Genomic DNA, 12141 nt, shown 5'->3' with positions numbered 1-12141 from the left:
CGACGTGCCGTCGAGCGCCCCCACCGCTCGAGCGTGCGCGCCGTCGGCACGCGTCCGCGTGCCCCTTCCGGTCACCCGCGCGCGCTGGCCGTGATCACATCGCACCCGTCATGTAAAATACGGGATGCAACACTCCGCCGAGCCGCAGGAGACCCGACATGACCGCTGACACGATGAGCGTGCCCACCGCACGCCCGGCCGCACCGACGACCCGCGCCACCATGCGCACGACCGCGAGCCGGACGACGCGGGTGCCCCGCGCCTCCCGTCCGGCCCACGCCGACCACGAGGCGGCGCCCACCTGGATGCGTGTCGTCGGCGCGGTCCTGCTCCTCGGTGGCCTCGGCCTGACCGCGGCGGTGACCGCCTGGCCCGGCGACGCACCGGAGACCGCGCTCATCGTTCCGGCGCTGGTCGCCGTCGTGGCGGGCGTGCTGCTGCTGCTCGCACGAGCCGGGTTCGCTGTCACCGACTCGCACGTCACGTTGCACTTCCGGCCGCTGCCGCCACGGCGCATCGCACGTCGGCGCATCGCCGACGTCCGACTCGTGGAGGCGGACGCTCGCACCTACGGCGGCGTCGGCCTGCGGATCGGTCGCGGTGTGCGCGCCCTGATCCTCACCCCCGGACTCGGGATCGAGCTCACCGACGACCGTGGTCGCGTCACCTTCGTGCGCACCCGTCGACCCGAGGACGCCTTCCGTGCGCTGGCCGGACTGCAGGGCCAGCCGGGAGGCGCGGGGCACGTCGAGCGCGAGCGCCTCGGCTGAGCGCACGGCCGGGTCCACTGCGCGGGCCGGGTGCGCAGGCCCGTTGCGGGCCGTCGCGGGCCGGGCGCGGGCCGTTGCGGGCCGGGCGCGGGCCGGGAATTCCGCGGGCACGCAGCGGCTTATACACGCCACTGCCGAATCTGGTCAAGCCAGGACTGGACAGCACGACTCGGCGCGAACTATGATGGCAGTTCGCGCTCCCTGGCATCCGTGTCGTCATATTGCGGTCGACGCAGAGTTCTGAGTTGGACAAGCTCAACTCGCCCTGGTGCAGCCGGACTCGTATATGGCGGCGGGTCCCGCTCACGGAGATCATCCCACACGTGCACCGACGTTCCGCGTCAGGCACGCGTCGGCGTGGTCGCAGGGCAAGAACTCGCGGGGATCGCCGAGCGATCATCTACTCACCTACATGCTGCTCGTCAGTATCGGCCCGACGGGGCCTACGGAGGTCACACCCTTGGCTGCTGCGCCCAACGCATCCACCAACCCCAAGAACGGTCGCAACCACTCGCGACTCTCGTTCGCCAAGATCACGGACACCCTCACGGTTCCTGATCTGCTCGCACTCCAGACGGAGAGCTTCGACTGGCTCGTCGGCAACGACGTCTGGAAGGCCCGTCTCGCAGAGGGACAGGAGCAGGGTCGCACCGACCTCGCCCTGCACTCCGGGTTGGAGGAGATCTTCGAGGAGATCTCCCCGATCGAGGACCTCGGCGAGACCATGCAGCTCTCGTTCACGGCGCCCGAGCTCGAGGACCCCAAGTACTCGATCGACGACTGCAAGGAGCGCGGCAAGACCTACGCCGCTCCGCTGTACGTCAACGCCGAGTTCATGAACCACATGACGGGTGAGATCAAGACGCAGACGGTCTTCATGGGCGACTTCCCGCTCATGACCGAACGCGGCACGTTCATCATCAACGGCACCGAGCGCGTCGTCGTGTCGCAGCTCGTCCGTTCGCCCGGCGTGTACTTCGAGCGCCAGCAGGAGAAGACGTCCGACAAGGACATCTACTCCGCTCGCGTCATCCCCTCGCGTGGTGCGTGGCTCGAGTTCGAGATCGACAAGCGCGACCAGGTGGGCGTGCGCATCGACCGCAAGCGCAAGCAGTCGGTCACGGTCTTCCTCAAGGCGCTGGGTCTGACCAGCGAGGAGATCATGGAGGAGTTCCAGGGCTTCGCCTCGATCGAGTCGACCCTGGAGAAGGACGCCATCCTCACGAAGGAAGAGGCGCTCAAGGACATCTACCGCAAGCTGCGCCCGGGCGAGCAGGTCGCTGCCGAGGCCGCGCGTGCGCTGCTCGACAACTTCTACTTCAACTCGAAGCGCTACGACCTGGCGAAGGTGGGCCGTTACAAGGTCAACCGCAAGCTCGGGATCGACGCCCCGCTGTCCGACTCGGTGCTGACCGTCAAGGACATCGTCGCGACGATCAAGTACCTCGTGTCCCTGCACGCCGAGAAGACCACGCTGAACGGCGTGCGTGACGGCGAGCCGGTGCAGCTGCGCCTCGACGTGGACGACATCGACCACTTCGGCAACCGTCGCATCCGCGCCGTCGGCGAGCTCATCCAGAACCAGGTCCGCACGGGTCTGTCCCGCATGGAGCGCGTCGTCCGCGAGCGCATGACCACGCAGGACATCGAGGCGATCACGCCCCAGACGCTCATCAACGTGCGTCCGGTCGTCGCCGCGATCAAGGAGTTCTTCGGAACGTCCCAGCTGTCGCAGTTCATGGACCAGAACAACCCGCTCGCGGGCCTGACGCACAAGCGTCGTCTCTCGGCCCTCGGCCCGGGTGGTCTGTCCCGTGAGCGTGCCGGCGTCGAGGTCCGTGACGTCCACCCGTCGCACTACGGCCGCATGTGCCCGATCGAGACCCCGGAAGGCCCGAACATCGGCCTGATCGGTTCGCTCGCGTCGTTCGGTCGGATCAACTCGTTCGGCTTCATCGAGACCCCGTACCGTCGCGTCGTCAACGGCGAGGTCACGAAGACCATCGACTACCTGACCGCCTCGGAAGAGGACGAGTTCGTCGTCGCGCAGGCCAACGCCCCGCTGACCGACTCGTTCCACTTCGCCGACGACAAGGTCCTCGTCCGCAAGAAGGGTGGCGAGGTCGAACTCGTCGCCAAGGGCGAAGTCGACTACATGGACGTCTCGCCGCGCCAGATGGTGTCGGTCGCGACCTCGCTCATCCCGTTCCTCGAGCACGACGACGCGAACCGCGCCCTCATGGGTGCGAACATGCAGCGTCAGGCCGTCCCGCTGCTCCGTTCCGAGTCGCCGCTCGTCGGTACGGGCATGGAGGGCTACACCGCGATCGACGCCGGTGACGTCGTCACCGCCGACAAGGCCGGTGTGGTCTCCGAGGTCTCGGCAGACGCCGTGACCCTGCAGCTCGACGAGGGTGGCACGCAGACCTTCTACCTGCGCAAGTTCGACCGCTCCAACCAGGGCACGAGCTACAACCACCGCGTGGTCGTCTCGGCCGGCGAGCGTGTGGAGCAGGGCGAGGTCATCGCCGACGGTCCCGCGACGGAGAACGGCGAGCTCGCGCTCGGCAAGAACCTCCTCGTCGCGTTCATGCCGTGGGAGGGCTACAACTACGAGGACGCGATGATCCTGTCGCAGAACCTCATCAAGGACGACACGCTCTCCTCGATCCACATCGAGGAGTACGAGGTCGACGCCCGCGACACGAAGCTCGGCAAGGAGGAGATCACCCGTGACCTCCCCAACGTCAGCCCGGACCTGCTGGCCGACCTCGACGAGCGCGGCATCATCCGCATCGGTGCCGAGGTCCGCCCCGGCGACATCCTGGTCGGCAAGGTCACGCCGAAGGGCGAGACCGAGCTCTCCGCTGAAGAGCGCCTCCTCCGCGCCATCTTCAACGAGAAGTCGCGCGAAGTGCGCGACACCTCGCTGAAGGTGCCCCACGGTGAAGAGGGCACGATCATCGGCGTCAAGGTGTTCGACTCGCAGGACGGCGACGACGAACTCGGCTCTGGTGTCAACCAGCGCGTGGTCGTCTACATCGCCCAGAAGCGCAAGATCACCGCGGGTGACAAGCTCGCCGGTCGTCACGGCAACAAGGGCGTCATCTCGACCATCCTCCCGGTTGAGGACATGCCCTTCCTCGCCGACGGCACCCCGGTCGACATCGTCCTGAACCCGCTCGGCGTCCCCGGCCGCATGAACTTCGGCCAGGTCCTCGAGATCCACCTCGGTTGGCTCGCCAAGCAGGGCTGGAACGTCGAGGGCATCCAGGAGTGGGCATCGGCCCTCCCCGAGGCAGCGCACAGCGCCGCTCCGGGCACGAAGGTCGCCACCCCGGTGTTCGACGGCGCGTACGAGCGCGAGATCGAGGGCCTCCTCGACTCGACCCTTCCGAACCGCGACGGCGAGCGCCTGATCGGCTCGTCCGGCAAGGCGCAGCTCTTCGACGGTCGCTCCGGCGAGCCGTTCCCCGAGCCCGTCTCGGTCGGCTACATGTACATCCTCAAGCTGCACCACCTGGTCGACGACAAGATCCACGCTCGTTCGACGGGTCCGTACTCGATGATCACGCAGCAGCCGCTGGGTGGTAAGGCGCAGTTCGGTGGCCAGCGATTCGGTGAGATGGAGGTGTGGGCGCTCGAGGCGTACGGCGCCGCTTACGCCCTCCAGGAGCTCCTGACGATCAAGTCCGACGACATCCTCGGCCGCGTGAAGGTCTACGAGGCGATCGTCAAGGGCGAGAACATCCAGGAACCCGGCATCCCCGAGTCCTTCAAGGTCCTCATGAAGGAGATGCAGTCGCTCTGCCTGAACGTCGAGGTCCTCTCGGCCGACGGCCAGGCGGTCAGCCTGCGCGACAACGATGACGAGGTCTTCCGCGCTGCGGAGGAGCTGGGCATCAACATCTCCTCGCGGTTCGAGTCGTCGTCCGTCGACGACATCTGATCCCGCCCGTACATCGAAGCCTGAATCAAGCAAGAGAGAAGAACATTGCTCGAAGCAACTTCCTTTGACGCCATTCGGATCGGCCTCGCGACCGCCGAGGACATCCGTCAGTGGTCGTACGGCGAGGTCAAGAAGCCGGAGACCATCAACTACCGCACCCTGAAGCCCGAGAAGGACGGTCTGTTCGGCGAGCAGATCTTCGGTCCTTCCCGCGACTGGGAGTGCGCCTGCGGCAAGTACAAGCGTGTCCGGTTCAAGGGCATCGTCTGCGAGCGCTGCGGCGTCGAGGTCACCAAGTCCTCGGTCCGTCGTGAGCGCATGGGCCACATCGAGCTCGCTGCCCCCGTCACGCACATCTGGTACTTCAAGGGCGTCCCGTCGCGCCTCGGCTACCTCCTCGACATGGCGCCGAAGGACCTCGAGAAGGTCATCTACTTCGCGGCGTACATGATCATCGACATCGATGAAGAGGGCCGTCACGCGGACATGCCCGGTCTCGAGAACGAGATGCGTCTCGAGATCAAGACCCTCGAGGGCCAGCGCGACTCGATCATCGCCGACCGCCTCAAGAAGCTCGAGGACGACCTCGCAGCCCTTGAGGAAGAGGGAGCGAAGGCCGACGTCAAGCGGCGCACCAAGGACACCGCTGAGAAGGAGATGTCCCAGGTCCGCAAGTCGTTCGACGAGGACATCACCCGTCTCGAGCGTGTGTGGGAGGACTTCCGCAACCTCAAGGTGGGCGACCTCAAGCCCGAGGACGCCGTCTTCCACGAGCTCCAGGACCGGTTCGGGATCTACTTCGACGCCTACATGGGCGCCGAGGCGATCAAGCTCCGGCTCGAGGCGTTCGACCTGGCTGCCGAGGCCGAGGCGCTGCGTCTGCAGATCGCCGAGGGCAAGGGCCAGAAGAAGATCCGCGCGATCAAGCGTCTGCGCGTCGTCAGCTCCTTCCTCGCCACCGGCAACTCGCCGGCAGCGATGGTGCTCGGCGTCGTGCCGGTCATCCCGCCGGAGCTGCGCCCGATGGTGCAGCTCGACGGTGGCCGTTTCGCCACGTCGGACCTCAACGACCTCTACCGTCGTGTGATCAACCGCAACAACCGTCTCCGCCGCCTGCTCGACCTCGGTGCCCCCGAGATCATCGTGAACAACGAGAAGCGCATGCTGCAGGAAGCCGTTGACGCGCTGTTCGACAACGGTCGTCGTGGACGTCCGGTCACGGGTACCGGCAACCGCGCCCTGAAGTCCCTGAGCGACATGCTCAAGGGCAAGCAGGGTCGTTTCCGCCAGAACCTGCTCGGCAAGCGCGTCGACTACTCGGGCCGTTCGGTCATCATCGTCGGCCCGCAGCTGAAGCTGCACCAGTGTGGTCTGCCCAAGCAGATGGCACTCGAGCTCTTCAAGCCGTTCGTGATCAAGCGCCTGATCGACCTGTCGCACGCGCAGAACATCAAGTCGGCCAAGCGCATGGTCGAGCGTTCGCGTCCGCAGGTGTGGGACGTGCTCGAGGAGATCATCCGCGAGCGCCCCGTGCTGCTGAACCGTGCGCCGACGCTGCACCGTCTGGGCATCCAGGCGTTCGAGCCGCAGCTCGTCGAGGGCAAGGCCATCCAGCTCCACCCGCTCGTGTGTGCTGCGTTCAACGCGGACTTCGACGGTGACCAGATGGCCGTGCACCTGCCGCTGTCGGTGGAGGCCCAGGCCGAGGCCCGCATCCTGATGCTCGCCTCGAACAACATCCTGAAGCCGTCCGACGGCCGTCCGGTGACCCTGCCCGCACAGGACATGATCATCGGTCTGCACCACCTGACGACCGTCCGCGAGGGCGCCGTCGGTGAGGGCCGTGCGTTCTCGTCGGTCGCCGAGGCGATCCTGGCCAACGACCAGCACACGCTGCACCTCAACGCCATGGCGAAGATCCGCATGACGGGTGTCCACTTCGCCGAGGGTGAAGCTCCCGAGGGCTACGAGCAGGGCGACACCGTCCTCCTCGAGACGACCCTGGGCCGTGCGCTCTTCAACGAGACCCTCCCGGCGAACTACCCGTTCGTCCAGAAGGTCACCGACAAGGGTGTGCTGTCCGCGATCGTCAACGACCTCGCCGAGCGGTACTCCAAGACCGAGACGGCCGCTGCGCTGGACCGGATCAAGGACGCCGGCTTCTACTGGGGCACGCGCTCCGGTGTGACCGTCGCCCTGTCGGACGTCGTGACGCCTCCTCGCAAGAAGGAGATCATCGCGGGCTACGAGATCCAGGCCGCCAAGGTGCAGGGCGAGTTCGACAAGGGTCTGATCACCGACTCCGAGCGTCGCGCCGACCTGATCAAGATCTGGACCGAGGCCACCAACGAGATCGCGCAGGAGATGCGGGACAACTTCCCCGTCGACAACACGATCAACCGCATGGTGTCGTCGGGTGCTCGTGGTAACTGGCTGCAGGTCCGCAACATCGCGGGTATGCGTGGTCTGGTGAACAACCCGAAGGGCGAGATCATCGCCCGCCCGATCATCAACTCGTACCGCGAGGGCCTGACCGTGGCGGAGTACTTCATCGCCACCCACGGTGCTCGCAAGGGTCTTGCTGACACTGCGCTCCGTACCGCGGACTCCGGGTACCTCACCCGTCGTCTCGTGGACGTCTCGCAGGACGTCATCATCCGCGAGGACGACTGCGGTACGACGCGTGGCCTCGAGCTGCCGATCGCGACCGTGGACGCGGACGGCAAGCTGGTCCGCGACCCGCGCGTCGAGAACACCGTGTACTCGCGCACCCTGGCCACCGAGGCCGTGGACGCCAAGGGCACGGTCGTCGCCGAGGCTCGCGAGGACGTCGGTGACGTGCTCCTCGAGAAGCTGCTGGCAGCCGGTGTCGAGAGCATCAAGGTGCGCTCGGTCCTGACCTGCGAGTCGGCCGTCGGTGTCTGCGCGAAGTGCTACGGCCGTTCGCTCGCCACCGGCAACCTGGTCGACATCGGTGAGGCAGTCGGCATCATCGCCGCGCAGTCCATCGGTGAGCCCGGTACCCAGCTGACGATGCGTACCTTCCACACGGGTGGTTCGGCCTCGGCCGACGACATCACCCAGGGTCTGCCGCGTGTCACGGAGCTCTTCGAGGCCCGTACGCCCAAGGGCGCGTCCCCGATCGCCGAGGCCCCCGGCCGCGTCGTCGTCGAGGACACGGACAAGGGTCGTCGGATCATCCTCACGCCGGACAACGGTGACGAGCCGTTCATCTACCCGGTGCTCAAGCGTGCGACGCTCCTCATCGAGGACAACCAGCACGTCGAGCTCGGCGAGCAGTTCATCGCCGGCACCGTCGACCCGAAGGAAGTCCTCCGGGTCAAGGGTGTCCGAGAGGTCCAGAAGCACCTGGTCAACGGTGTGCAGGACGTCTACGGCTCGCAGGGTGTGCCGATCCACGACAAGCACATCGAGGTCATCGTCCGTCAGATGCTCCGCAAGGTCACCGTCGTCGACCACGGCGACACCGACCTGCTGCCGGGTGAGCTCGTCGACCGGTCGCGCTACAACATGCTGAACCGCGCGGCGCTGCAGGAGGGTCGCAAGACCGCCTCGGCTCGCCAGGAGGTCATGGGCATCACGAAGGCGTCCCTCGCGACCGAGTCGTGGCTGTCCGCCGCTTCCTTCCAGGAGACCACCCGCGTGCTCACGCAGGCGGCCATGGAGGGCAAGCAGGACCACCTCGTCGGCCTCAAGGAGAACGTCATCATCGGTAAGCTCATCCCTGCCGGGACGGGCCTCAGCCGGTACCGCGACGTGGACGTGAACGCGACGGAAGAAGCGAAGGCAGAGCGGTACCCCAACCGCATCTTCGCGGACGACTCGTCGTTCTCGGACGCCGACCTGAGCTTCGTCGACTTCGACAGCTTCTCGTCGGACGACTTCACGCCGGGCACGTACAACTGAGTCTGATGTGATCCCACGAAGGCCCCGTCTCCGCAAGGAGGCGGGGCCTTCGTCGTGTCGTCACCACGTGGCGGACAGGAGGCCCGGTGCCAGGCCGCCACGGGCCTCCCGGCCTGCGACCGGGTGCGTCTAGAGCGCGCGGTCCGCGCCGTTGTCGCGTCCCGATCCGCGACCGGTCTCGTCCACGAGCGAGAACAGGCTGAGGACGTTGCCGTCGGGGTCGCGGACGTCGAACCAGTTCACGGCGCCGTCGACGCACTCGACCGGTCCGATGTCGATGCCGAGCGAGCCGATGCGAGCGTGCTGGGCTCCGACGTCGTCGACGCCGAACCGGACGCTCACGGGGTTCTCCTCGGCGGAGTCGTCCTCGTAGAGCTGGATCCAGATCCCGCCGACCTCGTACTCGGCGACACCGTCCTCGGGTTCGAGGTCCGGTTCGGTGCGCTCGAAGACGGCGCCGTACCAGAGGCAGGACGCCTCGATGTCGGTGACGGGCAGCCCCACGGTCACGCTCGTGATGTCCATGACTCATCATGGTCCCGGTCGGGCCTGCTCGTCGAGGGGCTTTCGGCGGCGTCTCGCCGCGCGGCGGAACTGGCAGGCTGGAGGGATGGCGACCCTGCGCGAACGGATCACGGCCCCGGCACACCTCTCGTTCCCCACGCCGATCGGCGGCTTGACGTTCCGGGCGGGCGGGCTCGACGACGTCGGGGCGATGCACGCCGTCGCGGTCGCGTCGGCCGCGGTCGACGACCCGCACGCTCGTCCCTCCACAGCCGACCTCGAACGGTCGTTGTCCACCGAGGGGCTGGACGTCACCAGGGACACCGTGGTGGGCGTCGATGCTGGAGGGCATGTGCAGGCCTACGGCATCGTCATCGACGTCCCCTCCCGCGTCACCGCTGCGCGCGCCGTGCTCGACGGGGCGGTCCACCCTGACCTGCGCGGGCAGGGGATCGGACGGCGGGTACTGGCCTGGCAGGTCGGCCGGGCCCGGCAGCGCCTGGCGACGCTCGATGTCGACCTGCCGGCGACGCTCGAAGTCGGTGGGCGGCAGGGGTCCTCGGCGCTGCGGCTGGCGGCGCACCACGACTTCGCACCGGTGCGCACCTGGCTCGACATGCAGGTCGTGTTCGACGACCGCGGGCCGGACGCCGACGCAGTACCCGTCCTGGCGGACGGGCTCGTCCTGCGGCCCGTCACGGCGGACGACATCGAGCCGCTCCGGACGGCCAAGAACGACGCCTTCCGCGACCACTGGGGTTCCCAGCCGATGGTCGCGTCGGACTGGCGGGGGTTCCTCACCTCGGACAAGAGCCGGCTGGACCTGTCGCGGGCCGTCGTCGACGCCGACGGTTCGGTCGTGGCGTTCACGATCGTCGAGGTGGAGCCCGACGGGTTCGCTGCCCGGGGCCGTTCGTACGGGTACGTGCACTGGGTCGGCGTCGTGCGTGCAGCACGGGGGACGGGGCTCGCCCCGGTCGTCCTCGACGCCACGCTGCAGGCGATCCGCGCCGACGGGTTGTCCGCGGCGGTGCTGCACGTCGACGCCGAGAACCCGAGCGGAGCCGGGCGCATCTACGAGCGACTCGGGTTCGTCGCCGGCGAGGTCCACGTCACCGCGTCGACGTCGCTCTGACCGTCACGTCGAGGGTCCTGGACCCCAGTTCTGGGTGCATCCGGACCCCCTCCGCCCCCTCCTTCTGGGACTGCGGCCGACGACTGTCGCAGAAGTAGCGTGGTCGAGCGCCACATCCCTGGTGGTGCGGAACCCGACCACGTCTCGCCGCGCGCGAGTCCAAGGAGGCACAGGACTCATGGCGACCCTGTCCGAGATCCTCATCCTGAACGGCGCCCTGCCGATCGAGCACCTCGACTCGATGACGGGCGACGAGGACCTCGACGAGCGCGCGATCCGCGGCCTGGTCGACCAGGGCGTCGTGAGCGAGGCGCAGTTCATCACCGCCCGCGCGGCGTCGAACAACTCCCGCACCGTCCCGTTGACCGACTACCCGGTCGACGGCACTGCGGTCTCGATCCTCCCCGCTGCGCTCTGCCGGCGCCACGGCGTCCTCGGCGTCGGGTTCGAGGGCGAGCTGCTCATCCTCGCGATGGTCAACCCGACCAACGTGCTCGCGATCGACGACGCCCGCGCTGCGTCCGGCCGGCCGATCAAGCCGCTCCAGGTCGACGAGCGCGACCTGCTCACCGCGCTCGACCGCTACCTGCGTGCCGACGACGAGCTCAACGACCTGACCTCGTCGCTCGAAGAAGAAGCCTCGGTCAGCTCCTCGGCCCAGGTGGACCTGGCCGACGGCGCCCTCGACGACGTCCCGATCGTCCGCTTCGTGAACCTGCTCGTGTCGCAGGCGATCCAGGACCACGCCTCGGACATCCACATCGAGCCCGGTGAGCACGAGGTCCGGATCCGCTACCGCATCGACGGTGTACTGCACGAGATGGCCCCAGCACCGAAGAACATCCAGAACGGCGTCATCAGCCGCCTGAAGATCATGAGCGACATCGACATCGCCGAGCGTCGCAAGCCGCAGGACGGCCGCATGTCGGTCCGCCACGGTGGCCGCCAGATCGACCTCCGCGTGGCGACGCTGCCCACCGTGTGGGGCGAGAAGGTCGTCATGCGGATCCTCGACAACACGAACACGTCGCTGACCCTCAAGGACCTCAACCTCCTCGAGCAGAACTTCCAGGCGTACCAGCGGTCGTACTCGAAGCCGTACGGCATGATCCTGGTCACCGGGCCCACCGGCTCCGGCAAGTCCACGACGCTGTACACGACCCTGAACGCGGTCGCGAAGCCCGAGATCAACGTCATCACGGTCGAGGACCCGGTCGAGTACCGGATGGCCGGCATCAACCAGGTGCAGGTCAACCCGAAGGCCGGGCTGACCTTCGCCTCGGCGCTGCGCTCGATCCTGCGATCGGACCCCGACGTCGTCCTGCTCGGCGAGATCCGCGACCACGAGACCGCCCAGATCGCCATCGAGGCATCCCTCACCGGACACCTCGTGCTCTCCACCCTGCACACGAACGACGCCCCCTCCGCCGTGACCCGCCTGACCGAGATGGACATCGAGCCCTTCCTGGTCGGCTCCGCGTTGGACTCCGTCGTGGCCCAGCGTCTGGCGCGACGGCTGTGCGACCGGTGCAAGGCCCCCGCCGTGTACGAGGCCGAACAGCTCCGCACCCTCGGGTTCCTGCGCCCCGGCGACGAGGTCCCGGCGTTCTTCGCCCCCATCGGCTGCGCGGTCTGCTCGAACACCGGGTACCGCGGCCGCATCGCCCTGCACGAGGTCATGACCGTCACCGAGGAGATCGAACGCCTCGCCGTCTCGCGAGCCTCGAGCGCCGAGATCAGCCGCGTCGCCCAGGCGCAGGGGATGCTGACGCTCCGCCAGGACGGCTTCGAGAAGGTCAAGCTCGGTCTCACGAGCGTCGACGAGATCCTGCGCGTGGTCGCGTAGTCACGAGAGA

Annotated in this window: 6 protein-coding genes; 5 read left to right on the top strand and 1 reads right to left on the bottom strand. The window is 67.6% G+C overall.

The features are described 5' to 3' along the window. Positions 1 to 158 precede the first annotated feature (158 nt). From ACIPV1_RS15305 to rpoC, 3 genes are all read left to right on the top strand, one after another. The gene (locus ACIPV1_RS15305; RefSeq protein WP_173168947.1) at positions 159 to 770 is read left to right on the top strand and encodes a hypothetical protein; all 612 of its coding nucleotides are present in this window, start codon (positions 159 to 161) and stop codon (positions 768 to 770) included. 460 nt (positions 771 to 1230) lie between these two features. Continuing rightward, entirely contained in the window at positions 1231 to 4719 is a 3489-nt protein-coding gene (gene rpoB, locus ACIPV1_RS15300) for a DNA-directed RNA polymerase subunit beta (RefSeq protein WP_111083490.1), read from the top strand. 45 nt (positions 4720 to 4764) lie between these two features. Next, positions 4765 to 8646 carry a DNA-directed RNA polymerase subunit beta' gene (gene rpoC / locus ACIPV1_RS15295; RefSeq protein ID WP_111083489.1) on the top strand — a complete coding sequence of 1294 codons (3882 nt, stop codon included), beginning with the start codon at positions 4765 to 4767 and terminating at the stop codon, positions 8644 to 8646. A gap of 129 nt (positions 8647 to 8775) precedes the next feature. Here rpoC and ACIPV1_RS15290 read toward each other — a convergent pair whose 3' ends face one another. Continuing rightward, the gene (locus ACIPV1_RS15290) at positions 8776 to 9171 is read right to left on the bottom strand and encodes a VOC family protein (RefSeq protein WP_123671416.1); all 396 of its coding nucleotides are present in this window, start codon (positions 9169 to 9171) and stop codon (positions 8776 to 8778) included. Between the two features lie 85 nt (positions 9172 to 9256). Here ACIPV1_RS15290 and ACIPV1_RS15285 point away from each other — a divergent pair, with 85 nt between their 5' ends. Continuing rightward, positions 9257 to 10285: a GNAT family N-acetyltransferase gene (locus ACIPV1_RS15285; protein ID WP_402726749.1), complete on the top strand. Its 1029-nt coding sequence runs from the start codon at positions 9257 to 9259 to the stop codon at positions 10283 to 10285. Positions 10286 to 10463: 178 nt separating this feature from the next. Continuing rightward, on the top strand, positions 10464 to 12131 hold the full coding sequence (locus tag ACIPV1_RS15280; protein WP_111083486.1) for a GspE/PulE family protein: 1668 nt from the start codon (positions 10464 to 10466) through the stop codon (positions 12129 to 12131). Positions 12132 to 12141 lie beyond the last annotated feature (10 nt).

This window comes from Curtobacterium sp. NPDC089991 (assembly GCF_044748425.1).
Classification (GTDB): domain Bacteria; phylum Actinomycetota; class Actinomycetes; order Actinomycetales; family Microbacteriaceae; genus Curtobacterium.
The sequence above is the reverse complement of the archived record's forward strand: the minus strand, read 5'-3'. Positions and strand labels throughout refer to the sequence as shown.

What these genes read in the sequence shown, in the direction of transcription:
- ACIPV1_RS15305 (WP_173168947.1), top strand. Translation starts at nt 159, where the DNA reads ATGACCGCTGACACGATGAGCGTGCCCACCGCACGCCCGGCCGCACCG.
- ACIPV1_RS15290 (WP_123671416.1), bottom strand. Translation starts at nt 9,171, where the DNA reads ATGGACATCACGAGCGTGACCGTGGGGCTGCCCGTCACCGACATCGAG.
- ACIPV1_RS15285 (WP_402726749.1), top strand. Translation starts at nt 9,257, where the DNA reads ATGGCGACCCTGCGCGAACGGATCACGGCCCCGGCACACCTCTCGTTC.
- ACIPV1_RS15280 (WP_111083486.1), top strand. Translation starts at nt 10,464, where the DNA reads ATGGCGACCCTGTCCGAGATCCTCATCCTGAACGGCGCCCTGCCGATC.